The organism is Rhodovulum euryhalinum (genome assembly GCF_004342445.1).
GTDB classification, from domain to species: Bacteria; Pseudomonadota; Alphaproteobacteria; order Rhodobacterales; family Rhodobacteraceae; genus Rhodovulum; species Rhodovulum euryhalinum.
Genome location: NZ_SLWW01000009.1, coordinates 24,801 through 50,159 on the forward strand (window position 1 = coordinate 24,801; position 25,359 = coordinate 50,159).

The 25,359-nt window shown below is 68.7% G+C and carries 21 protein-coding genes; 7 read left to right on the plus strand and 14 right to left on the minus strand.

The genetic code is table 11. The features are described from left to right. Positions 1-24 precede the first annotated feature (24 nt). From prfA to EV655_RS11915, 3 genes are all read left to right on the plus strand, one after another. Entirely contained in the window at positions 25-1,077 is a 1,053-nt protein-coding gene (gene prfA, locus EV655_RS11905; protein WP_132545116.1) for a peptide chain release factor 1, read from the plus strand. After that, the gene (prmC, locus tag EV655_RS11910) at positions 1,074-1,910 is read left to right on the plus strand and encodes a peptide chain release factor N(5)-glutamine methyltransferase (RefSeq protein ID WP_132545118.1); all 837 of its coding nucleotides are present in this window, start codon (positions 1,074-1,076) and stop codon (positions 1,908-1,910) included. The genes prfA and prmC overlap by 4 nt, the downstream gene beginning before the upstream one ends. 259 nt (positions 1,911-2,169) lie before the next feature. Beyond that, positions 2,170-2,751: a DUF4167 domain-containing protein gene (locus tag EV655_RS11915; RefSeq protein ID WP_132545120.1), complete on the plus strand. Its 582-nt coding sequence runs from the start codon at positions 2,170-2,172 to the stop codon at positions 2,749-2,751. A gap of 67 nt (positions 2,752-2,818) precedes the next feature. Here EV655_RS11915 and rsmA read toward each other — a convergent pair whose 3' ends face one another. Genes rsmA through lptF form a run of 6 tightly spaced genes read right to left on the minus strand, consistent with a single transcriptional unit; the run spans position 2,819 to position 10,298 of the window. Further along, complete coding sequence (gene rsmA, locus EV655_RS11920) at positions 2,819-3,658, minus strand: 16S rRNA (adenine(1518)-N(6)/adenine(1519)-N(6))-dimethyltransferase RsmA (protein WP_132545122.1); 840 nt, start codon at positions 3,656-3,658, stop codon at positions 2,819-2,821. Next, on the minus strand, positions 3,655-4,629 hold the full coding sequence (pdxA, locus tag EV655_RS11925; protein WP_132545124.1) for a 4-hydroxythreonine-4-phosphate dehydrogenase PdxA: 975 nt from the start codon (positions 4,627-4,629) through the stop codon (positions 3,655-3,657). Before pdxA ends, rsmA begins: the two co-directional genes overlap by 4 nt. Then, on the minus strand, positions 4,626-5,846 hold the full coding sequence (locus EV655_RS11930; RefSeq protein ID WP_132545126.1) for a peptidylprolyl isomerase: 1,221 nt from the start codon (positions 5,844-5,846) through the stop codon (positions 4,626-4,628). Before EV655_RS11930 ends, pdxA begins: the two co-directional genes overlap by 4 nt. A 26-nt stretch (positions 5,847-5,872) precedes the next feature. Beyond that, complete coding sequence (locus EV655_RS11935; protein ID WP_132545128.1) at positions 5,873-8,062, minus strand: LPS-assembly protein LptD; 2,190 nt, start codon at positions 8,060-8,062, stop codon at positions 5,873-5,875. Beyond that, complete coding sequence (gene lptG / locus EV655_RS11940; RefSeq protein ID WP_132545130.1) at positions 8,062-9,162, minus strand: LPS export ABC transporter permease LptG; 1,101 nt, start codon at positions 9,160-9,162, stop codon at positions 8,062-8,064. The genes EV655_RS11935 and lptG overlap by 1 nt, the downstream gene beginning before the upstream one ends. Beyond that, positions 9,159-10,298, minus strand: coding sequence for an LPS export ABC transporter permease LptF (gene lptF / locus EV655_RS11945; protein WP_132545132.1), 1,140 nt, complete (start codon positions 10,296-10,298; stop codon positions 9,159-9,161). The genes lptG and lptF overlap by 4 nt, the downstream gene beginning before the upstream one ends. A gap of 135 nt (positions 10,299-10,433) precedes the next feature. Here lptF and EV655_RS11950 point away from each other — a divergent pair, with 135 nt between their 5' ends. Then, complete coding sequence (locus tag EV655_RS11950; RefSeq protein ID WP_132545134.1) at positions 10,434-11,903, plus strand: leucyl aminopeptidase; 1,470 nt, start codon at positions 10,434-10,436, stop codon at positions 11,901-11,903. A gap of 35 nt (positions 11,904-11,938) precedes the next feature. Here EV655_RS11950 and rpe read toward each other — a convergent pair whose 3' ends face one another. From rpe to EV655_RS11990, 8 genes are all read right to left on the minus strand, one after another. Continuing rightward, positions 11,939-12,634, minus strand: a complete 696-nt coding sequence (gene rpe / locus EV655_RS11955; RefSeq protein WP_132545136.1) for a ribulose-phosphate 3-epimerase — start codon at positions 12,632-12,634, stop codon at positions 11,939-11,941. 61 nt (positions 12,635-12,695) lie between these two features. Further along, entirely contained in the window at positions 12,696-14,084 is a 1,389-nt protein-coding gene (locus tag EV655_RS11960) for a ribulose-bisphosphate carboxylase (RefSeq protein ID WP_132545138.1), read from the minus strand. A gap of 90 nt (positions 14,085-14,174) precedes the next feature. Next, entirely contained in the window at positions 14,175-15,239 is a 1,065-nt protein-coding gene (gene fba, locus EV655_RS11965) for a class II fructose-bisphosphate aldolase (protein WP_132545140.1), read from the minus strand. Positions 15,240-15,255: 16 nt separating this feature from the next. After that, complete coding sequence (locus EV655_RS11970; protein ID WP_132545142.1) at positions 15,256-16,464, minus strand: phosphoglycerate kinase; 1,209 nt, start codon at positions 16,462-16,464, stop codon at positions 15,256-15,258. Continuing rightward, positions 16,464-17,465: a type I glyceraldehyde-3-phosphate dehydrogenase gene (gap, locus tag EV655_RS11975; protein WP_132545144.1), complete on the minus strand. Its 1,002-nt coding sequence runs from the start codon at positions 17,463-17,465 to the stop codon at positions 16,464-16,466. The genes EV655_RS11970 and gap overlap by 1 nt, the downstream gene beginning before the upstream one ends. A gap of 13 nt (positions 17,466-17,478) precedes the next feature. Then, a complete protein-coding gene (tkt, locus tag EV655_RS11980) occupies positions 17,479-19,470 on the minus strand; it encodes a transketolase (RefSeq protein WP_132545146.1) in 1,992 nt (663 codons plus the stop codon). Between the two features lie 13 nt (positions 19,471-19,483). Further along, positions 19,484-20,356 carry a phosphoribulokinase gene (locus EV655_RS11985; protein ID WP_132545148.1) on the minus strand — a complete coding sequence of 291 codons (873 nt, stop codon included), beginning with the start codon at positions 20,354-20,356 and terminating at the stop codon, positions 19,484-19,486. Between the two features lie 17 nt (positions 20,357-20,373). Further along, a complete protein-coding gene (locus tag EV655_RS11990) occupies positions 20,374-21,381 on the minus strand; it encodes a class 1 fructose-bisphosphatase (RefSeq protein WP_132545150.1) in 1,008 nt (335 codons plus the stop codon). 104 nt (positions 21,382-21,485) lie between these two features. Between EV655_RS11990 and EV655_RS11995 the strand changes: the two genes are divergently transcribed. The 3 genes from EV655_RS11995 (at position 21,486) to cueR (ending at position 25,342) form a co-directional block, all read left to right on the plus strand. After that, entirely contained in the window at positions 21,486-22,406 is a 921-nt protein-coding gene (locus tag EV655_RS11995) for a LysR family transcriptional regulator (RefSeq protein ID WP_132545152.1), read from the plus strand. A gap of 90 nt (positions 22,407-22,496) precedes the next feature. Then, positions 22,497-24,953: a heavy metal translocating P-type ATPase gene (locus EV655_RS12000; protein WP_132545154.1), complete on the plus strand. Its 2,457-nt coding sequence runs from the start codon at positions 22,497-22,499 to the stop codon at positions 24,951-24,953. Next, positions 24,950-25,342 carry a Cu(I)-responsive transcriptional regulator gene (gene cueR, locus EV655_RS12005; protein WP_132545156.1) on the plus strand — a complete coding sequence of 131 codons (393 nt, stop codon included), beginning with the start codon at positions 24,950-24,952 and terminating at the stop codon, positions 25,340-25,342. Before EV655_RS12000 ends, cueR begins: the two co-directional genes overlap by 4 nt. Positions 25,343-25,359 lie beyond the last annotated feature (17 nt).

Sequence of the window (25,359 nt, forward strand, 5' to 3'; positions counted from 1 at the left end):
CCCGGCTTCGGGCGACAGAGCGCCATGGTTCCCATCGAAAAGCTTGACCAGATCACCCGCCGCTTCGAGTTCCTCGAAGCCAAGCTCGCCGACGGCGCGGGCGGTGATTTCGCGCAGGTCGGCCGTGAATACGCAGAACTTAAACCGGTGGTGGACCAGATCGCCGCCTACATGCACCTGCTCGACGACATCGCCGAGGCCGAGGCGATGCTGGCCGACCCCGAGATGCGCGCGCTGGCCGAAGAGGAACTGCCCGCGCTGAAGGCCCGCCTGCCCGAGGCGGAACAGGCCCTGCGCGTCGCACTTTTGCCGCGCGATGCCGCCGACGCCCGCCCCGCCATCGTCGAGATCCGCCCGGGCACCGGCGGCGAAGAGGCGGCGCTGTTCGCCGGTGACCTTCTGCGGATGTACCAGCGCTATGCCGAGGCCCGCGGCTGGAAATTCACCATTCTCGAAGAATCCCAGACGGAACTCGGCGGGATCAAGGAAGTGGTCGCCAATGTGCAGGGCGAGGGGGTCTTTGCCCGGCTGAAATACGAATCGGGCGTGCATCGCGTCCAGCGCGTGCCCGAAACGGAATCGGGCGGGCGCATCCACACTTCGGCCGCCACCGTCGCGGTGCTGCCCGAGGCCGAAGAGGTCGATATCGACATTCCCGCCACCGATATCCGCATCGACACCATGCGCGCGAGCGGGGCAGGCGGCCAGCACGTCAACACCACCGATTCGGCGGTTCGGATCACCCATATCCCCACCGGCATCGTGGTGACGAGTTCCGAGAAGTCCCAGCATCAGAACCGCGCCATCGCCATGGCGGTCCTGCGTGCGCGGCTTTACGACATGGAACGCCAGAAGGCCGCCGATGACCGTGCCGCCGCGCGCAAGTCGCAGGTCGGCTCGGGCGACCGGTCGGAACGGATCCGCACCTACAACTTTCCGCAGGGGCGGATGACGGATCACCGGATCAACCTGACGCTCTACAAACTCGATCAGGTCATGCAGGGCGATCTGGACGAGGTGATCGACGCGCTGATCGCCGACGACCAGGCCACCATGCTGGCCGAGATGGAGGCATGACCGGATCGCAGGCGCTGGCCGCGGCCGTCCGGCGCCTGGCCGATGCGGGCATACCCGACGCCCCGCGCGACGCGCGCCGCCTGCTGGCCCATGCGCTGGGGATCGACCCCGGACGCCTGACGCTGATCCTGCCCGATCCTTTGCCGCCCGAGGCGGCGCAACGCTTCGACGCCGCGCTCGCCCGGCGCGCGGCGCGCGCACCGGTCTCGCATATCACCGGCACGCGCGCGTTCTTTGGCCGCAGCTTTCGCGTGACCCCCGATGTGCTGGATCCGCGCCCCGAGACCGAGACGCTGATCGAGGCGGCGCTGGCAGCGCCGTTCGCGCGCGTGCTCGACCTGGGCACCGGGTCGGGCTGCATCCTGCTGACTCTGCTGGCCGAACGTCCCGGTGCCACGGGCATCGGCGCAGACATTTCCGAACCGGCGCTGGCGGTCGCGCGCAACAATGCGCGGGCGCTGGGCATCCCCACGGCGGATTTCGTCTGCTCCGACTGGTTCGGCGATCTGGCCGGCCGGTTCGATCTGATCCTGTCGAATCCGCCTTATATTGCCGTGGACGAGATGCCCGGCCTGGCCCCGGAACTCGCCCACGAACCGCGCCGGGCGCTGACCGACGAGGCAGACGGGCTGTCGGCCTATCGCGCCATCGCGCGCGGGGCGCCGGGGTACCTGCGGCCGGGCGGGCGGCTGATCGTCGAGATCGGGCCGACGCAGTCAGAGGCGGTCTGCGGCATCCTGGGGGCGTCCGGGCTTGAAATCATGGCTGTGCATGCCGATCTGGATGACAGGCCCCGCGCTGTCGAGGCTCGCGCCGCGGCGCCGGGAAACTAGCGGAAATGCGTGGCGCGCCGCGCGCAGCACTCGCCAAAACGCCGCAATTGGTGTATTTTCCCCTTGTCAGCGCGCAAGCGGCGTGCTTACTCAGGGCCGCGCAGGCCCGGTTACGGGCAGCGGGTTACTACCGATCGGCGTTCCCGCGCAGAACAAGCCAGACAAAGGTCGGCAGACAGGATTCGGCAACGGCTGTGCCGCCAAGGCGGTGCGGCGCCGTTCCGAAGACGCCAATACAAGGCTGGATACCAGTAATCGCATGAGACCATCCAAGTCACGTTCGCGCTCCAAGTCGAACCGTCAGCGCTCTGTCGTCAATATCGTCAACCGGGTGTTCGACAGTTCGGGTCCCGAGGGCAAGGTTCGCGGCACGCCGCAGCAGATCATCGACAAGTACAACCAGCTGGCCCGGGACGCCCATCTCGGCAACGACCGCGTTGCGGCCGAGAACTTCCAGCAGCATGCCGAGCATTACACCCGTCTTCTGGGCGAGGCCCAGCGCGAGATGGATGCCCGGCGCGATCAGCAGGAGGCGATGCAGGGCCGCGACCGTCCCCGCCAGGACGATCGTCCCGAGGGCGGCGACCAGCAGCCCCGGCGCGAATCCTTCGCTGATGAGGGCGGGGCGCAGCGCGGCAATGGCGGCGCCGAGGTCATCGACCTGGACGGCGACGACGGCGAAAGCACGCTTGTCGAGACACCGGAGGAGACCCCCCTCGGCACCGTCGCCGAAAGACCGGCCGAGACCCCCGCCGAAAAGCCGCGCCGGCCGCGCAAGCCGCGCGTGCCCAAGGCCCGCGAGGGCGGCGAGGGCGAGGCGCGGGCCCCCGCGGCCGAGTGACGATCCCTGCGGGCTGCCCTCAGGGGCGTCCGCGAGAGGCCTCCGCTCTCGGTTTGCGCCACCTTCGCTAGCTGGCCAGCACGCGGGCCAGTGCGCAGAACGCCTCGATCGACAGTTGTTCGGCCCGGTCGGTGGGCGCGATGCCAGCCATGCGCAGCCGGTCCTCGATGTCGGGGGCAAGCCCCTTCAGGCTGGCCCTCAGCATCTTGCGCCGCTGGTTGAAGGCCGCGGCGACCACCCGTTCCAGGACACCCGGATCGGCCGGAAAGCGGGGCGCGGGCAGGGCGGTCAGTTGCACCACCGCCGAGGCCACCTTGGGCGGCGGCGTGAACGCCTCGGGTGGCAGGCGCATGACGATCCGCGCCTCGCAGCGCCATTGCGCAAGGATTGCCAGCCGCCCATAGGCCTTGCCGCCCGGCTGCGCGGTGATCCGCTCGGCCACCTCGCGCTGGAACATCAGCGTCAGGCTCTGCCAGAAGGGCGGCCAGTCGGGCGGCGTCAGCCAGCGCACCAGCAATTCGGTGCCCACGTTGTAGGGCAGGTTCGCCACCACCTTGATCGGCGGCGTCAGCCGCGCCAGCGGATCGATCTCCAGCGCGTCGGCGTTCACCACCTCCAGCCGCCCGGGCCAGGCCGCGGCGATCTCGGCCAGCGGGGCCATGCAGCGCGCATCCTTCTCGACCGCCAGCACATGGCGCGCGCCCTCGGCCAGCAGACCGCGGGTCAGCCCGCCGGGCCCCGGCCCGATCTCCAGCACATCCGCGCCCGTCAGGTCCCCGGCCGACCGGGCGATCTTGGCGGTCAGGTTCAGGTCCAGCAGGAAATTCTGTCCCAGCGCCTTCTTCGCCGACAGCCCATGCGCCGCGATCACCGCGCGCAGCGGTGGCAACCCGTCGATCGTGCTCATACCCGCCGCGCCCGCGCCATGCGCCAGGCCAGCTGCAGGGCCGCGATCAGGCTGGACGGGTCGGCGCGGCCCTGGCCCGCGATATCGAACGCGGTGCCGTGATCGGGCGAGGTGCGGATGAACGGCAGGCCAAGGGTGACATTCACCCCGCCCGCGAAATCCAGCGTCTTGATCGGGATCAGCGCCTGGTCGTGATACATGCAGATGGCGGTGTCATAGCCCTTGCGCGCGGCCTCGTGGAACATCGTGTCCGCCGGCAGGGGCCCCGACAGGCGAAGCCCCTCGGCCCGCAGGCGGTCCAGCACCGGCGCGATCAGGTCGATCTCCTCGCGGCCCATGGTTCCGCCTTCGCCCGCATGGGGGTTCACCCCGGCGACTGCCAGGCGCGGCGCCTCGATCCCGAAATCGCGGATCAGCGCGGCATGGGTGATGCGGATCGTGTCTTCCAGCAAGCGCGCATCCAGCGCCGCAGGCACCCGGGCCAGCGGAATGTGGATCGTTACCGGCACGACGCGCAAGCTGTCGCAGGCCAGCATCATCACCACCCTGTCCACCCCCGCGAGATGGGCCAGGTATTCGGTATGGCCGGGATGGGGAAAGCCGGCGCCCTCCTTCAGCGCCTGCTTGCTGATCGGCGCGGTGCAGATCGCGGCGGCGCGGCCCTGCTGCACCAGGCTCACGCCGCGCGCAATCGCCTCGATCACCGCGGCAGCGTTGCGCGCCGCAGGGCGGCCCGGCACCGCCGGGTCGGGAAAGGGCAGCCGCAGCACCGGCAGCGCGGTCGCCGAGACATGCAGCGCATCCTCGGGGATGTGGATCTCGGCCCAGCGCGTGCCCTCGGGCAGGTGCCCGGGATCGCCGATCCAGAAGAACGGCAGCCGCGCCCCCAGTTCCGCCCACGCCTTGGCGGCGATCTCGGGGCCGATGCCCGCGGGCTCGCCGCAGCTCAGCGCGATCGGCAGGTCGGTCATGGTTCGCGGATGATCGCGTCGGCGCGAAGCTCGGCCAGATAGCTTTCGGCATAGCCGCCAAGCCGCTGGTTGACCAGTTGGCGGCGCACCGTCTCGCGGTCCACGGTGCCCTCGCCCAGATCGGGGGTGCGCCCGCACAGCATCAGCACGACCGCCATGTCGGGCGTCGACAACCCATAGGAAACCTCGCCCTCGTCGAGCCGGGCCAGTTCCAGCGCCACGTCCTTCGGCACCTGGGATACCGGAAGCACCTCGCGCGTCAGCCGGTCTTCGGGCAGGCCCTTGGCCACGCCATACAGATCGTCGCAGGTGTCTGCCCGGGCGCGCAGGCGCATCGCCTCGGCCAGCGAACCACCGGGGATGCGCAGGCGGGCGTATTCGACCGACACCGCCCGGGGCGAGACCGGCCCGCCCTCGCGGATCGCGCGCAGTTGGAACAGCGCCACGGCGTTCGGCAACTCCACCGGGTCCGAGACCTGGCCCGGGCCAAGCGACAGAACCCGGCTGGCCAGCGCCTGCGGCAGGTTCGACAGCGGCACCCAGCCCATCCGCCCGCCCTCGGCGCGGGTTTTCGACACGGAGTACTGCCGCGCGGCGGCGGCGAAATCGCCCTCGTCGCGGATCGAGGCGCGGATCTGCTGGGCCTGGCGCAGGGCCTCGGTGCGCAGTTGCGGACTGTCCGCGCGCAGCACGATCTCGGCCAGCAGCACCTGTGCCGCTGCCGCGGCCACCTGCGGCGACGTGACCGCCAGCGCGCGGTCGATCTCGGCCTCGGTGATCTGGGCGCGGGGTCCGAAGCGCGCGCGCACCACCTCGCGCCAGACCAGCCCCGCCTCGACGAAATCTCGGAAGGTCTCGGCCGCGACACCTGCCTGGCTGATCGCAGTCACGAACTGATCCGCCGTCAGGTTGGCGCGGGCGGCAAATTCCTCCATCCCCGCCTTGATCTGTTCGGCCTCCAGCGTGATCCCCAGCCTGCTGGCCTCGGCCACCCGCAGCCGGTCGTCGACCAGTCCCTCCAGCGCGATCTTCTCGATCTCGGGCGGGTTGCCCAGGAGCCGCAGAAAGCGGATGCGCTGTTCGACCTCGTAATTGGTGATCGTCTTGTCGTTCACGATCATCCGGGGCGCGAAGGGGCCGCCCTGCTGTGCGGCGGCCATCCCGGCCCCGATCAGCGCCAGCGCGGCCGCGGCCGCAAGGCCCATCCGTCGGATCATCCCGTTCCTCCGTCTTCTTCCTGCTCTCAGAACCGGGCGCAACGCCGCGCCAGGCCCGCCCCGTCGCCCCGCGCGCCAAAGCCCGCCAGAGACACCGTGAGGCCGAAATCCGTACTCGGCTCCACACTAGTCGACGAGGTGAACCGACGCGAGAGGGAAAGATCGACCGTGACGCATTCGTTGCGGTATTCCAGACCGATACCGGCGCGCGTGGCGTCTTCGGCGACGAAGTCGTAGCGCCAGTCGGCCTTGCCGGTCCAGTTGTCGCGGAACCGGTAGGCCGCGTCCATCACCCATTCCGACCGGTCGTCAGGGCGGTTCTCGGACGGGTTCGCCTGGGCCCAGAGCAGGTTCGAGCCAAGCTCCACCCGGTCGGAATACCAGTCGATCCGCAGATCGTTGCGGGTAAAGTCGAACCCGTCATCGAACAGCGCCCGGTTCGACAGGCTCAGGTTGCCCGGCAGGTCCAGTTCCAGCGCGGCCAGCCAGTCCGAGCTTTGCCCGTCCAGCCCTGATCCCGCGGCGAACTGGCCAAGGTTCTCTTCGCGCCAGATGCGCCCCACCGTCAGCCCCAGCGACCAGCCGGCCGGGTCATGCCGTGTCCAGCCCACGCCCAGGTTGAAGCGCAGGCCCGCCTCGCGCGCATCTTCGCCGGCAAAGCGGGTCAGCGAGAACAGGTTCGCTTCGTCGAACTCGACCAGAACGCTGTCCTCGTTGGGGATTGCGCCGTTGTCTTCGCGGCTCCAGGCGAGTTGGGCCACCGGCTCCAGCACGTGGGTCGCGCCGTCCGCGCCCGCCTTGACCAGGGGCCAGCGCAGTTCGACCGCCGCCGCGGGCGTCGTGCGGGTGCGGCTGCCCGCGAAGGCGGCATCGTCGGCGATGTGGAACCGGTCGATGTCCAGCGCCCCCTCGACGCCCAGCAGCATGCCGTTGTCCAGCACCCAGTCGCGCCGCCAGTCGATCCCGGCCGAGATACGCCCGAGGTCGAGCCCATCGCCGTAAATGTCGAAATCCGTCCCGTCCAGCGGATCGTCCGAGCGGCGGTAAAGGCCATCCGCCGACAGCGTCACCCCGGCGATCCCGCCGATGCCCGGCGGTTCCATCCGGCGACGATAGGTGACATCCCCCACGATCGACGGGATCGTGCGGTTGCTTTCGGACGCGCGCAGCGTCTCGAGATAGGCGAGGTCGGCGGTGATCAGTTCGTCCCGCCGGGCGCGCGTCAGCGACAGCCCGCTTTTCAGCCGGTCCTTGTCGGAATAGTCGTAGTCCAGCAGGTAGGCGGGGTCCGACACGGCTTCGATGCCGAAATCCAGCCGGAAATCACGCGGCAGATCGTAACCGCCGTCCGCGAACAGGTAGTAGCGCGTCTCGTCCTCGATCAGGTCATCGCGCGAGATCGCGCCCGTCGCCGCGATGTCGCCCTTGCGGAAGGCGCCGCGATAGCGCAGTTCCAGCGTCCGTGTCCGGCTGGTCGAGACATAGGGCGTGATCAGCAGGTCCTGGTGGTCGCCGAGCGTCAGGAAATAGGGGATCTTGATGCCGGTCCCCAGCTGGTTGGTGACCCGGAACTTGGGCGTCAGGAACCCGCTCGCCCGGTTCAGCGCGGGGTCGGGCACCCTCAGGCGCGGCAGGTAGAACACCGGCACGCCCATCACCTCGAGACGGGCATTGTCGAAATAGATCTGCAACTCCTGCTGATCGTGGATGATCCGACTTGCCCGGATCTGCCACAGCGGTACCTCGCTTTCGGAACAGACCCGGCAGGCCGAGGCCACGGTCTGCCCCATCCGGGTATAGCGGCCCGCGACGCGCTGGATGTCGGCGGCGGCGATCTGCAACTGTCGGTTCAGCACAAGCCGGGCCGAGCGCAGGATGCCCTCGGTCAGGTCGGGGGACAACTCGGCGCTGTCGGCCACCATCACCGTGTCCGGCCCGGTGGTCAGGGTAATCGGCCCCTCGATGCTCAGCCGGTCGCCTTGCCGGTCATAGACGACGCGGGCGGCCCTCAGCCGCGCCTCGCCGTACAGCACCTCGACATTGCCTTCGGCAACCAGTTCGTTCAACGCGCCGACGCTGACCCGGTCGGCGATCAGGGTCGCGGCCGGGGGCTTGTCCGCTGCCGTGCCCTGCGCCAGGCCCGGGCCGGACGCCAGCGCGCCCGCGGCGATCAACGCCGCGGCCAGGGCCGCAAGGGGGGCGGGGGCACGCCGCATCAGCCATCCTCCAGGTGCAGCAGAAGTCCCAGCGAAAACAGGATGCCCGCCATCGGCGGGCTCCACGCGGCCAGCGCCACCGGGATCTGCCCGTTCTCGCCCAGGACTTGCGCGAAATTTCGCAGGAAGAATAGCCCAAGCCCCAGCCCGAGCGCCAGCATCACCATCTGCCCGGTCCGACCGAAACGGGTATGCCGCATGGTGAAGCTGGCGCTCAGAAGGACCATTGCCGCCAGCACCAGCGGCATCGCCAGTTCCATCTGGAACCAGACCCGGTGGGACCGCGCCGAAAAACCCGCCTGTTCCAGCGAGGCTATGAAGGCCGGCAGGTCCCAGATCGCGATGGCCGAGGGCTGGGCAAAGCTGTCGCGGATGCGGTCCGCAGTCATGTCCGAGGGCAGAACCAGCCGCTCGGCCTCGGTGGCGGCGGCCTCGGGGTTGGGCGTGTCGCCGCCAAAGTTCCACCGCTTGGCCGTCCGCACCTCCCAGCCGCCGGGCGTCAGCGCGGCCTCGGCCGCCTCGATCCGCCAGGCGGGGCTGCCGTCCGGGCCAAAGGCCAGAAAGGTGACATCGTGGAACCGCGTGCCCCCGGCATTGGCCCGCGCCGCGCGGATCACCATCTGGCCCTCGGGGCCGCCCTCGCGCAGCCAAAGCCCCTCGGAACTGACCGAAAGCACGCTGGTCTCGCCGGTCTTGTAGCGGTCGGTGACCATCCGGTATTTCTTGGACGTGGCCGCCACGATCGGGTTCATCAGCGCGACTGCGATCCCCCCCAGCACCAGCGCCGTCAGCACCGGCGCGACAAGCGCCCGCATCGCCGACCGCCCTGACGCGCGCGTGACCACCAGTTCCGATGTGCGCGCAAGCCCGAGAAACAGCGCCACCGTCGCCAGCACCACGATCAGCGGCAGGATCTGGTAAAGCTCTCCGGGAACCTTCAGCGCCGACAGGTGCAGCGCCTCGCCCAGACCGATCGTGCCGATGTCGAAGCGGCGGATCTGGTCAACCATGTCCAGCAGCACCAGCATCACCCCGAACATCCCGAAGATCGCCAGAACCGTCAGCGTGAACTTGCGCGCGAAGTAGAGATGCAGCGTCATGCCATGCCCTCCGACGCGGCCCCGCCGCCGGTCCACCGGACGCGCCGGCGGCGTGCCGCGATCCAGATCAGCGCCGCGCCGATCGCCGCGCCCGCGAGCGGGGGCAGGTAGGTGACCGGCCAGAACGCGGCATCGCGCTGTGCGATGTCCGAGGCGGCGTTGTCCAGCAGGTTCACCACGATCAGCAACAGGATCGCCATCAGGATCTGGCGCCCCACCCCGAACCGGCTGAACCCGCCGACCAGCAGCGCGCCATAACCGATCAGCGCGCCCGCGACCGCCAGCAGCGGCTTGGCCGAGCGTGCGTGCCCCTCATACAGGAAGGCCGCGCGCGGCTCGCCGGTGGCGGCGATCAACGCCTCGGTCGGATGCAGCAGATCGGGCGTCGACAGCACTTCGAGCCGCGGCGGCCGGATCCGCGCGGGGTCGATGACCATGCCGATATCATAGGCGAAATCCTGAAACCGCGCGGCGGCCAGGCGCCGGTCCCCGGCGCGGAAGGATTGCGCCATTCCCTCGAACATCACCAGTTTCGGCCCGGTCTCGCCATCGACCAGCAGCGCGCGCCGTGCGGTGTAGGTGACCCGCCTTTCCGGGTCGCGCGCGTCCGACAGGTAGATGTCGTTCAACTCTCCCTGCGCCGTGATCTCGCGGATGTAGAAGGTGATGCCGCGGGCCGGGTGCAGGAACTGCCCCTCGACCAGGAACCGCGCGGCGATGTCGCGCGAGATCTCGTCGCTCCGCTCGTCCAGCATGGCGCGGCTGGCGGGCACAAGCACATGGGTCAGCACCGCCATCGGCAGCGCCATGATCAGCCCGAAGGCCAGCACCGGCCGCGCCAGCCGCCACGGGCTGCAGCCCAGCGCCTGCATCACCACCAGTTCGCTTTCCGAGGTCATCCGGTTGATGACGTAGACCGTCGCCGCAAAGGCTGCGATCGGCAGCACCAGGCGGATCACGTTGGGCAGCGACAGCGTGGCGAATTCCAGGAATACCAGCGCCGACTGGCCGTCGCCGATCAACTGGTCGAACAGCGACACGCCGCGGTTGACCCAGTAGACCGACACCAGCACGAGCGCGAAGAAGCCGAACAGGATCGTCAGCTGCCCAAGCAGGTATCGGTCGAATCTCGGCACATGTCCCCCCAGGACATCATCGGTCGCGTGGGGACGTTAGACCAATCGCCCGGGGGCGAAAACTGCTATCTGGCCAAGCGCGGGACGGGCCACTAGGTAGGGGGCGAAGGACAGCACAAGGAAGGACGCCGCACCATGACCACGCCCGTCGCGATCACATTCGACGAAACCGATCTCGAGGCCATCGCCGGTGCGTCCGGGCGGATCGCGGTCTTCGTCGGCGCCGATGGCAAGCTTGACCCGGCGGGGCGGCGGGTCAACCGGCTGACGAAGGGCGCGCTGGAACGGTTCACGGCGAGCGACGCCTTCGGCAAGCTGAAACCGGCCGAGGCCGCGACGCTGGCCTGGCCCGCGGGGCTGGCCGCCGAGGCGGTGGACGTGGTGCGCCTGGAAAAGCGCCCCACGCTGGACGAGGCGCGGCGCGCAGGGGCGGCGCTGGCCAAGCGGCAGGGCGCGGCCGATGTCCTGGTGCTGGCCGGATCGCACCAGCACGCGGCCGATATCGCCTTCGGCTTTGCGCTGCGCGCCTATGATTTCTCCGACCACAAGACCGGCGACAAGACCCTGCCCGGCAAGGTCAAGGTGATGGTCGCCAAGCCCGAGGCCGTCGCCGCCGAGGCCGGGCCGATGGCCGCCCGTGCCGAGGGCGTGTTCTTCACCCGCGACCTGGTGAACGAGCCCGCCAACGTGCTGACCACCGACGATTTCGCCGCCCGCCTGGCCGCGATGCATGAGCTTGGCCTCGATGTCGAGATCCTCGAGGAGGACGATCTGAAGAAACTCGGCATGCGCGCGCTGCTGGCTGTCGGGCAGGGGTCCGAAAGCCCGTCCAAGGTCGTCGTGATGCGCTGGAACGGCGGGGCGAAGGACGCCGCACCGCTCGCGCTGATCGGCAAGGGCGTGGTGTTCGACACCGGCGGCATCTCGATCAAGCCCGCGCAGGGCATGGAAGAGATGACCATGGACATGGGCGGCGCGGGCGTCGTGGCGGGTGTGATGCGCACGCTGGCCCTGCGCAAGGTCAAGGCCAACGTGGTGGGGCTGGTGGGCCTTGTCGAGAACATGCCGGACGGCCGCGCCCAGCGCCCCGGCGACATCGTGCGGTCGATGAAGGGCGACACGATCGAGGTCATCAATACCGATGCCGAGGGGCGCATGGTGCTGGCCGACGTGCTCTGGTACGCGCAGGACCGGTTCCAGCCCGCCGCCATGGTCGATCTGGCGACGCTGACCGGCGCGATCATCGTCGGGCTGGGCCATCACAATGCGGGCGTGTTCTCGAATGACGACGCCTTCTGCGCCGATTTCCTCAAGGCCGCCGCGACCGAGGGCGAGGGTGCCTGGCGCATGCCGCTGGGCGAGGCCTATGACAAGCTCATCAAGTCGCAGATCGCCGACATCAAGAACAGCGGGGGGCGGTCTGCGGGCTCGATCACCGCGGCGCAGTTCCTGCACCGCTTCGTCAAGCCCGAAACCCCCTGGATCCACCTCGACATCGCCGGTGTCGCCCGCACGCCCGAGGAAACGCCCCTTGCCCCCAAGGGGCCGACTGGCTGGGGCGTTCTGGCGCTCGACCGGCTGGTGGCCGACCGCTTCGAAGGCTAGGTCAGGCACGGGGGCGCTGGCGCCCCCGCTGTCGCTCAGGCGGCTTTTCGAGCCGCCTCGGCCGCCGCGCGGATCGCGCGGATATTCTCGCCATAGACACCCGGGTTCTGGACCGAGCCGCCCTTGAACACCGCCGAGCCCGCCACCAGGCAATCGGCGCCCGCTGCGACCACCAGTGGCGCGGTCTCGGGGGTGATGCCGCCGTCGATCTGGATATGGATCGGGCGGTCGCCGATCATCGCGCGGATCTTGCGGGTCTTGTCCACACCGGAATGGATGAATTTCTGCCCGCCAAAGCCGGGGTTCACCGTCATTACCAGCACCATGTCGCACAGGTCCAGCACATCGGCCACGGCCTCTGCGGGCGTGCCGGGGTTCAGCACGACGCCCGCCTTGACGCCCTGCGCGCGGATCGCCTGCAACGTGCGGTGGATATGCGGCCCGGCCTCGATGTGGGCGGAAATCAGGTCGGCGCCCGCCTCGGCATAGGCCTCGATATAGGGGTCCACGGGCGCGATCATCAGGTGCACGTCCATGAAGGTTTTCACATGCGGGCGGAACGCCTTGACCGCGGGCGGGCCGAAGGTGAGGTTCGGCACGAAATGTCCGTCCATCACGTCGACATGCACCCAGTCGGCGCCCTGCGCCTCGATGGCCTGGATCTCGGCCCCGAAATTCGCGAAATCGGCGGACAGGATAGAGGGGGCGATCTTGATGGAACGGTCGAACATCTTGCGTTTCCTCCCGAAGGGGTGATGGGGCGCGGCGCCTGGGGCGGCGCCGCGCGGAATTCTACTCGGCGGCCAGAACTTCGCCCAGCGCCTCGCGCCAGCCCGGATAGAACTGGTCGGCATCTTTCTGGAAACTTGCGAAGGCGCGGGCCAGTTCGCGGTGCTCCTTGGCGTAGGTCACCAGATCCACGCCGGATTTCCACGCATCATGGGCCTGGCGCAGCGACTTTGCGCCCGCGGTGCCGCCGTCGGCATGGCCGAAGGCGCCGCCGCCCGAGGTCTGGATGATGTTGGAATGGCCGAGGTTGTCGAAGAAGCCCGGCAGCCGCAGCGCGTTCATCCCGCCCGAGATGATCGGGGTGGTCGGTTTCATCCCGTACCAGTCCTGATGATAGAACGGACCCGGCGCGCTTTCCTCGGTCAGCATGTAGGCCATGATCTTGTCGCTGGCCTCGCCTTCCATCTTGCCATAGCCCATCGTGCCGGTGTGGATGCCGGACGCCCCTTGCAGGCGGGACATCTTGGACAGCACGAAGGCGGTGTAGCCGCGCATCGACTGCGGCGAGGTGACGGCGCCGTGGCCCGCGCGGTGATAGTGCAGGAACTGCTGCGGGAACTGGCGGCGCGCGGTGGTGATGGCCGCGGGGCCGGTCACGTAGCCGTCGACCAGGAAGGCGACATGGTCGGCATTCTCGCCGAAGGTTTCCAGGATGAATTCGCCGCGGGCGACCATTTCATAATGGTCGTCGGCGGTGATGTTGGCCGAGAACAGCTTGGCCTCGCCGGTTTCGTCCTGGGCGCGCTTCATCGCATCCGAGACCAGCCGCATGGTTTCCTTCAGCGGCGCGAAGACCTGATTGCCCTGGGGTTCGTCATTCTTGATGAAGTCGCCGCCCAGCCAGAATTCGTAGCAGGCGTCCGCAAAGGGCTGCGGGCGCAGGCCGAGCTTCGGCTTGATGATGGTGCCGACCACCATGCCGCCATCGGTGACGCTGCGGCCCAGCACGCGCCACATGTCGGCGATGTTCATCGAGGGGCCGTCGAACAGGCGCAGGTAGGCGGGGGGCACGTAGAAGTCGTGCATCTTGGCGTATTCGACGTCGCCCATGCCCTGGTTGTTGCCGATCGTCAGCGTCAGGAACGAGCACAGCATCGCGCGGCCGTCGATGATGTTGCGATCGAACAGTGCCACCGGGTAGGCGATCTTCATGATCTCGTTGGCCGGGTCGATCTCGTAGACCAGCGCATCGACGCCGCGGGTGAAGTCGTCGGTGGTGGACACCTCGACGTTGGTCCCGGTCGAGCTTTCGGCGGCGAAGTGGGCGGCGGTCTCCAGATAGCCGTAGCCCGCCTTGGGCCGCATGATGTAGGCGCAGAGCACGTGCTTGCCGCCCGCGATGAGATCCGTCTCATCGAGGTCGAGGCGCGCGTAGCGGTTCGACTGGTCCATGTAATATCCTCCCTGAGGGTTCGGGTTCCGTTCGGCGCGCGTTTCCATGGCAGGCGGCCCGGCCGTTTCCGGGGCCGGGCGCCCGGGGTGTCAGTTCGTCTTGGGGTCCAGGCTGCCCGAGGCATAGCGCTTGGCCATGTCGTCCATCGGGATGACCTTGATCTTGCTGGCGTTCCCGGCGGTGCCGAAGGCTTCGAGGCGCAGCTTGCAGAGGTCGCGCATGGCGTCCATCGCGGGTTTCAGGAACTTGCGCGGGTCGAATTCCTTGGGGTTCTCGGTCGCGATCTTGCGGAACTGGCCGGTCATCGCCATCCGGCAGTCGGTGTCGATGTTGACCTTGCGCACGCCCATCTTGATGCCGCGCACGATTTCCTCGACCGGCACGCCGAAGGTCTGGGGCATCGCGCCGCCATAGGAATTGATGATGTCCTGCAATTCCTGCGGCACCGACGACGAGCCGTGCATCACCAGGTGGGTGTCGGGCAGCTTCTTGTGGATCGCCTCGATCACGCTCATCGCGAGGATCTCGCCATCGGGCTTGCGGCTGAACTTGTAGGCGCCGTGCGACGTGCCGCAGGCGATGGCCAGCGCGTCGACCTTGGTCTTCTTGACGAAATCGACCGCCTGGTCGGGATCGGTCAGAAGCTGGCTGTGATCCAGCTTGCCTTCGGCGCCATGGCCGTCCTCGGCCTCGGATTCACCGGTCTCAAGGCTGCCCAGAACGCCCAGTTCGCCCTCGACCGAGGCGCCGACCCAGTGCGCCATGGTCGAGACGCGGGCGGTGATGTCGACGTTGTACTCGTAGCTGGCGGGGGTCTTGGCATCGGCTTCCAGCGAGCCGTCCATCATCACGGAGGTGAAGCCGTGCTTGACCGCGGACATGCAGGTGGCCTCGTTGTTGCCGTGGTCCTGATGCATGCAGAGCGGGATGTCGGGATAGATCATCGACAGCGCCTCGATCATCTTGGCCAGCATGATGTCGTTGGCATAGTTGCGCGCCCCGCGCGACGCCTGGATGATGACGGGCGCGTCAACGGCCTTGGCAGCCTCCATGATCGCGATGCCCTGTTCCATGTTGTTGATGTTGAAGGCCGGCACGCCATAGCCGTGCTCGGCCGCGTGATCCAGCAATTGCCGCAGGGTAATCAGCGCCATCTCAAAAAATCCTCCGTCAGGCTGCGTGTGCTTTGCGTTCCAGGGCGTCGAGGCCGGGCATCCGCCGGCCTTCCAGCCATTCGAGAAAGGCCCCACCGGCGGTGGAGACATGGGTGAAGTCATGGGCGAACCCGGTGCGGTTCAGCGCCACCAGCGTGTCGCCCCCGCCCGCGACCGACACCGCCAGCCCCGATCGCGTCAGTTCCGCCACGGTCTGGGCCAGCGCCCTTGTGCCCGCATCGAACGGCCGGGTCTCGTAGGTGCCCACGGGGCCGTTCCACAGGATCGTGCGCGCGTCGCGCAGGATCTCCTGATAGCGGGCGATGGTGTTCGGTCCGATATCCAGGATGCGCCGGTTCGCCCGAACGCCACCCAGCGGCACCGGGTAGGAATTGATCCCCGCCCGCTGGAACCCAGCGACGATGAAATCCTCGGGCGTGACGATCCGGCAGCCCGCGACCTCGGCCAGTGCCGCGATCTCGAGGATGTCCTCGGCGTATTCGGGTTCGATGAAGGACCGGCCGATGGAATAGCCGCGCGCGAACAGGAACGCGTTGGCGATGCCGCCGCCCAGCAGGATCGTGTTGATCCTGGGAACCAGCCGCTTCAGCACATTCAGCCGCGGCGCCACCGAGCCGCCGCCGATGAGCGCCACCGAAGGGTATTGCGGCTCGTCCAGCGCGCCCTCGAGCGCGGCCAGCTCCTCAAGCAGCAGGGGCCCCGCTGCCACCCGGTCGGCCGTCAGCACCGCCGCCGTGGTCGACGCATGCGCCCGGTGACAGCAGGAAAACGCGTCGTTCACGTAGATGTCGCCAAGCCGGGCAAGCTGGGCGCCGAGGCGGGGGTCGTTCAGTTCCTCGCCCCGCTCGAAGCGCAGGTTCTCGCACAGCATCACCTGCCCGGGTTCCAGCCGTTCGCTGGCGCGTTCCACGATGGGCCCGACGCAGGTGTCGTTGAACATCACCGGCCGGCCCAGCGCCTCGGCCAGTGCGGGCACCAGCCGTTCGGTCGTCAGCGCCGGTGTCAACTCGCCATTCGGCCGGCCCAGATGGCTCAGCACGACGATCCGCGCGCCTTGATCGAGCAGCGGTTTCATGCCCCGGGCAAAGCGGGCGATGCGTGTTGCATCGCCCACCCCGTCCCGGGTCAGCGGCACGTTCAGATCGGCCCGCACCGCCAGGCGCTTGCCCGCAACATCCAGCGATGTCAGGGGCGTCAGCGCCATCAGATCAGCGCCCCCATCGCCACGGCGGTGTCCGCCATGCGGTTGGAGAAGCCCCACTCGTTGTCATACCAGGTCAGGATGCGCACCATCGTGCCGTCCATCACCTTGGTCTGGTCCATGTGGAAGACCGAGGAATGGGGGTCGTGGTTGAAGTCCATGCTGACCAGCGACTCGGTGGTAAAGCCGAGGATGCCCTTCATCGGGCCCTCCGCGGCGGCCTTGATCGCGGCGTTCACCTCGTCGACCGTGGTCGCGCGCGCGGCCTCGAACACCAGGTCCACGACCGAGACGTTGGGCGTGGGTACCCGGATCGCGACGCCGTCCAGCTTGCCCTTCAACTCGGGCAGCACCAGGCCCACGGCCTTGGCCGCGCCCGTCGACGTCGGGATCATGGACAGGGCCGCCGCGCGGGCGCGGTAGAGGTCCTTGTGCATGGTGTCCAGCGTCGGCTGGTCGCCGGTATAGGAGTGGATCGTGGTCATGAAGCCGCGGGTGATGCCGATGGTGTCGTTCAGCACCTTGGCCACCGGGCTCAGGCAGTTCGTGGTGCAGGACGCGTTCGACACGACCGTGTCGGCGGCGGTCAGCGTGTCATTGTTCACGCCATAGACGATGGTCTTGTCCGCGCCATCCCCGGGCGCCGAGATCAGCACGCGCTTGGAGCCGTTTTCCAGGTGCAGCGCAGCCTTGTCGCGGGCGGTGAAGATGCCGGTGCACTCCATCGCGATGTCGACATCGCCCCAGGGCAGGTCCTTGGGGTCGCGGATGGCGGTCACCTTGATCGGGCCGCGGCCCACGTCGATGGTGTCGCCGTTCACCGTGACGGTGCCGGGAAAGCGGCCATGCACGCTGTCATAGCGCATCAGGTGCGCGTTGGTCTCGACCGGGCCGAGGTCGTTGATCGCGACCACCTCGATATCGGTGCGGCCCGATTCCACGATGGCGCGCAGCACGTTGCGGCCGATCCGGCCAAAGCCGTTGATTGCTACTTTCACAGTCATGAATGAACCCTTCCTACTTCATCAGTTTCTTGGCGGCCGCGGCCACGGCCTCGGGCGTGATGCCGAAATGGGCATAAAGCGCCTCTGCCGGTGCCGAGGCGCCGAAGCTCGACATCCCCACGAAGGCGGACTTGTCGCCCAGAAGCGGCGCCCAGCCCTGTTCGACGGCGGCCTCGACACCCACGCGGGGCGCGCTGCCCAGCACGGCGGCCTTGTAGCCCGCGTCCTGGGCGGCGAAAAGCTCGAAACAGGGGGCCGAGACGACGGCGGCCTTGATCCCCTCTTCGGCCAGAAGGTCGGCGGCCTTCATCGCGATCTCGACCTCGGAGCCGGTGGCGATCAGGGTGACGTCGCGCGCGCCCTCGGCCTCGCGCAGGACATAGGCGCCTTTGGCCACCCGGTTCTCGCTGACATGCTCGGTCCGCAGGCAGGGCAGGTTCTGCCGCGACAGCGCCATCAGCGTGGGCGTGCCGGCCGAGGTGACCGCGATCTCCCAGCACTCGGCCGTTTCCACCACGTCGGCGGGCCGCATCACGTTGACATTCGGCATGGCGCGGAAGCTGGCCAGGTGTTCCACCGGCTGGTGCGTCGGGCCATCTTCGCCCAGGCCGATCGAGTCATGCGTCATCACATAAGTCACGGGCAGGCCCATCAGGGCCGACAGCCGGATCGCGGGCCGGGCGTAGTCGGCGAACACCAGGAAGGTGCCGCCATAGGGGACAAAGCCCTTGTGCAGCGCGATCCCGTTCATCACCGCCGACATGCCGAATTCGCGGATGCCGTAATGGATGTAGCTGCCGCCGTAATTGTCCTTGCTGACCGGCGCCATTTCCTTGGTGAGCGTCAGGTTCGACCCGGTCAGGTCGGCCGAGCCGCCTGCGGTGTTGGGCAGCGTGGCGTTGACCACTTCCAGCGCCATTTCGCTGGCCTTGCGGGTTGCGACCTTGGGCTTGTCGGCCGACAGCTTCGCCTTGTAGGCGTCGATGGCACGGGCCAGCGCATCGGCATCGGGCGCCGCGATCGAGCGTTCGAAGGCGCCCGCCTTGTCCGACACGGACAGGCGCGCCTCCCAGCCCTCGCGGGCGGTCCGGCCGCGCGCGGCCACCGCGCCCCAGGCGTCGTAGACTTCCTTGGGCAGGGTGAACGCCTCGTGCGGCCAGTTCAGCGCGTCGCGGGTGGCGGCGACTTCATCGGCCCCCAGCGGCGCGCCGTGCACCTTGTGGCTGCCCGCCTTGTTGGGCGCGCCCTGGCCGATCACGGTCTTGCAGGCGATCAGCGAGGGGCGCGGATCCTTGCGCGCGGCCTCGATCGCGGCGGCGATGGCCTCGCGGTCATGGCCGTCGACCGATTGCACATGCCATTTCGCGGCGGCAAACCGCGCCAGCTGGTCGGTCGAGGTCGAAAGCTCGGTCGAGCCGTCGATGGTGATCTTGTTGTCGTCCCACAGCACGACCAGGCGGCCAAGGGCCCAGTGGCCGGCCATGTCGATCGCCTCGTGGCTGATGCCTTCCATCAGGCAGCCATCGCCCGCGATGACATAGGTGTAGTGGTCCACCAGATCGTCGCCGAAACGGGCGTTGTGCATCCGCTCGGCCAGCGCCATGCCGACCGACGTGGTGATGCCCTGACCCAGCGGGCCGGTGGTGGTCTCGATCCCGTCGGCATGGCCATATTCCGGGTGACCGGCCGTGCGATAGCCCATCTGGCGGAAGTTCTTCACCTGGTCCATGTCCATGTCGGCATAGCCGAGCATGTGGTTGATCGAGTAGATCAGCATGGACCCATGGCCCGCCGACAGCACGAACCGGTCGCGGTCGGGCCAGTTCGGGCTGGTCGGGTCGATATTGAAGAAGCGGTTGTAAAGCACCGCCGCCACGTCGGCCATGCCCATCGGCATGCCGGGATGGCCCGAGTTGGCGGCCTGCACCGCATCCATCGTCAGCACGCGGATGGCGTTGGCCATCAGCCCTTCGGCGCTGGTGTCGATCTTGGTTTGGGCGTTCATTCTCCGGCCCTCCTCAGGCGCGTTTCGATTCGGACACGAGACGTTCGATCATCGGCGTCAGGATAAGTTGCATCGCGAGGTCAAGCTTGCCGCCGGGGATCACGATCGAGTTCGCCCGGCTCATCCACGACCCCTGAATCATCGACACCAGGTACGAGAAGTCGATGCCCCGCGGGTTCTTGAAGCGGATCACCACCAGGCTTTCGTCCGCGGTGGGAATCCAGCGGGCGACCAGCGGGTTCGAGGTGTCGACCACGGGCACGCGCTGGAAGTTGATGTCGGTCTCGGTGAATTGCGGGATGATGCAGTGCACATAGGCATGCATCCGGCGCAGGATCGTATCGGTCACCGCCTCGGTGGTGTAGCCGCGCTTTTCCTTGTCGCGGTGGATCTTCTGGATCCATTCGAGGTTGATGACGGGCACCACGCCGATCTTGAGGTCGGCATGCCGGGGCAGGTTGACCTCGTCATTGACGACCGAGCCGTGCAGCCCCTCGTAGAACAGCAGGTCCGAGCCTTCCTCGAACGGCGCCCATTCGGTGAACTCGCCGGGCGGCACGCCGTATTTCTCGGCCTCGTCATTGTCGTGGACATAGTGGCGCGTGCGGCCGGTGCCGGTCGCGCCGTATTCGCGGAACACCCGCTCCAGTTCCTTCAGCTCGTTGGCCTCATAGCTGAAATGGCTGAAGCCGGTGTTGCCCGCCGCATACTGGCGGTCAAGCTCGGCCTTCATGTCCTTGCGGTTGAAGCGGTGGAACGCGTCGCCCTCGATCGACACGGCCTTCACGCCCTCGCGGCGGAAGATCTGGTCAAAGGTGTGCTTGACGGTCGAGGTGCCGGCGCCCGAAGAGCCGGTGACGGAGATGATCGGGTGTTTCTTGCTCATGGCTTTCCTCCCAGAACTCAGACGCGGAACAGGCCGCGATTGCCGAACAGGGCGTTGACTTCCTGTTCGGGCAGATCGTGATAGGCGGCGACGCGGCTGACCTTGTCGGTCGAGCCGAAGACGAAGGGCGTGCGGGCATGAAGCTCGGTCGCGCTCTTGTCGAGGATGCGGTCCTGCGCGTCGGTCGCCGACCCGCCCGCCTGCTCGATCACGAAGGCGATGGGCGCACATTCGTAGACCATGCGCAGCCGGCCCTTTTCGTAACCCTTGCGCGAGTCGGCAGGATAGAGGAACACGCCGCCCCGGCTGATGATCCGGTGCGTCTCGGCCACCAGCGAGGCCACCCAGCGCATGTTGAAGTTCTTTTCGCGCGGCCCCTCGTCACCGGCGATGCAGTCGTCGATATAGGCGCGGATCGGCTTGGACCAGTGCCGGTAGTTCGAGGCGTTGATCGCGAATTCGCGGGCTGAGGAGGGCACCATGACCGCTTCCTGGGTCAGCACGAACTGCTTGCTGTCGGGGTCCAGCAGGTATTCCTGGGTGCCCTTGCCGAAGGTGACGACCAGCATCGTCTGCGGTCCGTAGATGATGTAGCCGCCGCCGAGTTGTTCATGTGCGGGGCGCAGGAAGCTGGCATCGCCATCCTCCTTCGCCTCGAAGATCGAGAAGATCGTGCCGATCGACACGTTCACCTCGATGTTCGATGACCCGTCCAGCGGGTCGATCGCCAGCGCGAAGCGGCCCTTGGGGTCGAGTTCGACCACGCTGTCCTGTTCTTCCGAGGCGAACCAGCGCACGTCCGCCGTGGCGAGCCGGGCGGCAAAGGCCTCGTCTGCCATCACGTCCAGCGCCTTTTGCGTGTCGCCGCCGGTGTTCGCACCGACCTCGGCCCCGAGCGCACCGCCGAGCGGCCCGCGCTGGATCGTGCGGGACAGGTCGGCGCCCACCTCGCAAAGCGCGTTCATCAGCGGCTGAAGCGCGGCGGGGATATGCTGCAAATCCCGGATCGGAGTCTTGGTCTGCATGATTTTCTCCCGAATCTGGCGGCCAGATGCCGATGTCGGTTGCTAGTTGAAAACCCGCCATGTACAGAATTTAAAAACTTGTAAGCGCTATTCAGAAAAATTTAATGCCCAAGCCCGACGCCGTAACCCTCAAGCAACTCAGGGCCTTGCAGGCGGTGGCCGCGCACGGGTCGATCACCGCCGCGGCTGAGGCAATTCGCCTCACCCCGCCCGCGGTCCACAGCCAGCTTCGCCAGCTCGAGACCAATTTCAACGCCCGCCTCGTCGAACGCGGCCCCCAGGGCGGGGCGCGGCTGACCCGCCAGGGCGAGGCGGTACTGGTCGGCGCCCGCGCGGTCGAGGCCGCGCTCGATGCCTCGGCCGACCATGTCCGTTCGATCAACGAGGGCATGGAGGGGATGGTCACGCTGGGCGTGGTCGCAACGGGCAAGTATTTCGCCCCCGGCCTTGTGGTCGAACTGATGCGCGCCTTTCCCACCATCGACGTGATCCTGCGCGTTGGCAGCCGCGAATCCATCGTCAACGCGCTGGCCAGCGCCAGCGTCGACATCGCGATCATGGGCCGCCCGCCGCGCATCCCCGACGTGCAGGCGACGGTGCTGGGCGCGCATCCCCACGTGCTGATCGCCCGGCCCGACCATCCCCTTGCCGGGCAGGGGCGGCTTGCCCCCGAGGCCATCCTCGCCCAGCCCTTCATCGCCCGCGAAGAAGGGTCGGGCACGCGAATCCTGATGGAACGGTTCCTCGAACGGCTGGGGCGCGGCCGGCCCGCGCGGGTGATCGAGCTGGAAAGCAACGAGACGATGAAGCAGGCGGTGATGGCGGGGCTGGGGATCGCGCTGATCTCGCGGCACACGGTGACCGAAGAACTGCGCGCCGGCCGGTTGGCCGAGCTTGAGGCCGAGGCGCTGCCGCTGGTGCGCCAATGGTTCCTGGTGCACCGCAGCGATACCGCGCTCAGCGCCGCGGGCCGCCGCGTTCACGCCTATGTCGTCGGCCGGCAGGGGGCGTTCCTGCCCCGCTGATTCAGGCCCGCGCCGGGGGCGGGGCAGAGGTCTTGACCTTCCCGTGGCTGGAAGCCCTATCTCTGCCCCATCCACATTCGGGAGAGGCCGATGGACGCGACCGCCGCCACCACCACGACCCGGCTCAGGCTGGAGGGGCTGCACTGCGCGGGATGCGTCCGCCGGGTCGAGCGGGCGCTGGCCGCCGTGCCCGGCGTGGCGGCTGCGCGCGTCAACCTTGCCGCAACCAGCGCCGAGGTCGATCACGCCGGCCCGGTCGCGCCGCTTGTGGGTGCGGTCGAGGGCGCGGGTTTCGGCGTCACCCGTTCCGAGATCGCGCTGGCCGTCGAGGGCGCCACCTGCGCCACCTGCGTCGGCCGGATCGAGCGTGCGCTGACGGCGGTTCCCGGCGTGACAGCGGCGGCGATGAACCTCGCCTCGGGCGAGGCCCGCGCCACCGTGATCGCGGGCGCGGCCGATGCCGCCATGCTGGCCCGTGCGGTGACCGGGGCGGGCTATTCCGCGACTCTGATCACCGATGCCACCGCCCGCGATCCTGGCGCAGCCCAAGAGGCCGAGGCCCGCAGCCTGCACCGCCGCATGCTTGGCGCCGCCGCCCTGACCCTGCCGGTCTTCGTGATCGAGATGGGTGGCCATGTCATGCCCGGCCTGCGCGAGGCTCTTGCCGGTCTGGCGGGCGAACAGGCCCTGCGCGTCCTCTCCTTCGTGCTGACGACTGCCGTTCTGGCCGGCCCCGGCCGGGCCTTCTTCGCCAAGGGCGTGCCGCTTCTGGTCAAGGGCGCGCCCGACATGAACGCGCTGGTCGCGCTGGGCACGGGGGCGGCCTGGGGCTTTTCCACGGTCGCGACCTTTGCCCCCGGCCTGCTGCCGCCCGGCACTGCCCATGTCTATTTCGAGGCGGCGGCGGTGATCGTCACCCTGATCCTGCTGGGCCGCACGCTGGAAGCCCGCGCCAAGGGCCGCACCGGGGCGGCGATCCGTCACCTGATGGCGCTGCGCCCCGATACCGCCCGGGTGGTCACCGGCAGCGGCATCGAAGACCGCCCGGTCGACGCGCTGGTCCCCGGCGACCTTCTCGAGATCCGCCCGGGCGAGCGCATCCCCACCGATGGCGAGGTGGTCGAGGGTGCGGGAGTCGTCGACGAGTCGATGCTGACCGGCGAGCCGATGCCCGTGGACAAGGCGCCGGGCGAGCCCGTCACCGGGGGCACGGTGAACGGCCCGGCCGCGCTGCGCGTCCGCGCGACCAGGGTCGGCCGCGACACCGCTCTGGCCCAGATCGTCGCCATGGTCGAGGCCGCGCAGGGCGCCAAGCTGCCCGTGCAGGCGCTGGCCGACCGGGTCACCGCCGTCTTCGTGCCCGCCGTCCTGGCGGTGGCCGCCGTCACCGTGGCGCTTTGGCTGATCTTCGGCCCGACCCCGGCGCTGGGACTTGCGCTGGTGGCGGGCGTGTCGGTTCTGATCGTTGCCTGCCCCTGCGCGATGGGGCTGGCGACGCCGACCTCGGTGATGGTCGGCACGGGCCGCGCCGCCGGCATGGGCATCCTGTTCCGCAAGGGCGCCGCGTTGCAGGCGCTGTCGGGGGTGGCGACCGTCGCCTTCGACAAGACCGGCACGCTGACCGAGGGCCGGCCGTCGGTCACCGAGGTGGCCCTGGCCGCGGGCACTGACCGGGACGAGGCGCTGCGCCTTGCCGCCGCGCTCGAGGCACGCTCGGAACATCCCATCGCCCGTGCGATCCTTGCGGTCGCCCCCGGCGAGCTGCCCGCCGCCGAGGCGGTCGAGGCGCTGCCGGGCTTCGGCCTGCGCGGCCGGGTCGAGGGCGCCGCGGTCCTCGTCGGTGCGGCACGGCTGATGGAGCGCGAGGGCATCGCGCCGGGCGATCTCGCGGCGGCCGCCGACCGCTTTGCCGCCGCGGGCGCGACCCCGGTCCTTGTCGCGCGCGATGGCCGTGTCCTGGCCGTTCTGGCGCTGGCCGATCCGGTCAAGGCCACCGCGCGGGCCGCCATCGACGCGCTTCACCGGATGGGTGTGAAGACCGCGCTGATCACCGGTGACACAGAGGCCACCGCGCGCGCCGTCGCGGCCGAACTGGGCATCGAGCGGGTCAGCGCGGGCGTGCTGCCGGATGGCAAGGTCGCGGCGCTGGAGGCGTTGCGCAAGGACGGCCCGCTGGCCTTCGTGGGCGACGGGCTGAACGACGCCCCCGCGCTGGCCGCCGCCGATATCGGCATCGCGATCGGCACCGGCACCGACGTCGCGATCGAGGCGGCCGACGTGGTGCTGATGGCGGGCGATCCCCGGGCCGTGGCCGATGCGCTGCATGTCAGCCGCCGCACCATGCGCAACATCCGCCAGAACCTGTTCTGGGCCTTCGCCTACAACACCGCCCTGATCCCGGTGGCGGCGGGGCTGTTCTATCCGCTTTGGGGCATGCTGCTGTCGCCGATGCTGGCGGCCGGCGCGATGGCGGCCTCCAGCCTGTTCGTGCTGTCGAACGCGCTGCGCCTGCGGCGGCTTTCCCCCGTGACGGAGACGATGCGATGAACATAGGAGAAGTTGCCGAGCGCACCGGCCTTCCGGCCAAGACGATCCGGTACTATGAGGAGATCGGCCTGATCCGGCCTGCGCGCGGGCCGAACGGCTATCGCCGTTTCTCGGATCGGGACGCGCACAACCTGGCGTTCCTTGCCCGCGCGCGGTCGCTGGGCTTCACCATCGAGGAATGTCGCGCGCTGCTCGCGCTTTACGCCGACAAGGGCCGGGCCAGCGCCGACGTCAAGCGGATCGCGCGCGAACATCTCGATCAGGTCGATGCCAAGATCGCCGAACTGCGCGAGCTGCGTGCAACGCTTGCCGATCTCGTCCATGCCTGCGCCGGCGACGACCGGCCGGACTGCCCGATCCTGAACGGTCTTGCGGGCAAGGCGGAATAGGGCCCCGGACCTCTGGC

Coding starts and splice junctions, on each gene's coding strand:
- prfA (WP_132545116.1), top strand. CDS start 25: ATGGTTCCCATCGAAAAGCTTGACCAGATCACCCGCCGCTTCGAGTTC.
- prmC (WP_132545118.1), top strand. CDS start 1,074: ATGACCGGATCGCAGGCGCTGGCCGCGGCCGTCCGGCGCCTGGCCGAT.
- EV655_RS11915 (WP_132545120.1), top strand. CDS start 2,170: ATGAGACCATCCAAGTCACGTTCGCGCTCCAAGTCGAACCGTCAGCGC.
- rsmA (WP_132545122.1), bottom strand. CDS start 3,658: ATGAGCACGATCGACGGGTTGCCACCGCTGCGCGCGGTGATCGCGGCG.
- pdxA (WP_132545124.1), bottom strand. CDS start 4,629: ATGACCGACCTGCCGATCGCGCTGAGCTGCGGCGAGCCCGCGGGCATC.
- EV655_RS11930 (WP_132545126.1), bottom strand. CDS start 5,846: ATGATCCGACGGATGGGCCTTGCGGCCGCGGCCGCGCTGGCGCTGATC.
- EV655_RS11935 (WP_132545128.1), bottom strand. CDS start 8,062: ATGCGGCGTGCCCCCGCCCCCCTTGCGGCCCTGGCCGCGGCGTTGATC.
- lptG (WP_132545130.1), bottom strand. CDS start 9,162: ATGACGCTGCATCTCTACTTCGCGCGCAAGTTCACGCTGACGGTTCTG.
- EV655_RS11950 (WP_132545134.1), top strand. CDS start 10,434: ATGACCACGCCCGTCGCGATCACATTCGACGAAACCGATCTCGAGGCC.
- rpe (WP_132545136.1), bottom strand. CDS start 12,634: ATGTTCGACCGTTCCATCAAGATCGCCCCCTCTATCCTGTCCGCCGAT.
- EV655_RS11960 (WP_132545138.1), bottom strand. CDS start 14,084: ATGGACCAGTCGAACCGCTACGCGCGCCTCGACCTCGATGAGACGGAT.
- fba (WP_132545140.1), bottom strand. CDS start 15,239: ATGGCGCTGATTACCCTGCGGCAATTGCTGGATCACGCGGCCGAGCAC.
- EV655_RS11970 (WP_132545142.1), bottom strand. CDS start 16,464: ATGGCGCTGACGCCCCTGACATCGCTGGATGTTGCGGGCAAGCGCCTG.
- gap (WP_132545144.1), bottom strand. CDS start 17,465: ATGACTGTGAAAGTAGCAATCAACGGCTTTGGCCGGATCGGCCGCAAC.
- tkt (WP_132545146.1), bottom strand. CDS start 19,470: ATGAACGCCCAAACCAAGATCGACACCAGCGCCGAAGGGCTGATGGCC.
- EV655_RS11985 (WP_132545148.1), bottom strand. CDS start 20,356: ATGAGCAAGAAACACCCGATCATCTCCGTCACCGGCTCTTCGGGCGCC.
- EV655_RS11990 (WP_132545150.1), bottom strand. CDS start 21,381: ATGCAGACCAAGACTCCGATCCGGGATTTGCAGCATATCCCCGCCGCG.
- EV655_RS11995 (WP_132545152.1), top strand. CDS start 21,486: ATGCCCAAGCCCGACGCCGTAACCCTCAAGCAACTCAGGGCCTTGCAG.
- EV655_RS12000 (WP_132545154.1), top strand. CDS start 22,497: ATGGACGCGACCGCCGCCACCACCACGACCCGGCTCAGGCTGGAGGGG.
- cueR (WP_132545156.1), top strand. CDS start 24,950: ATGAACATAGGAGAAGTTGCCGAGCGCACCGGCCTTCCGGCCAAGACG.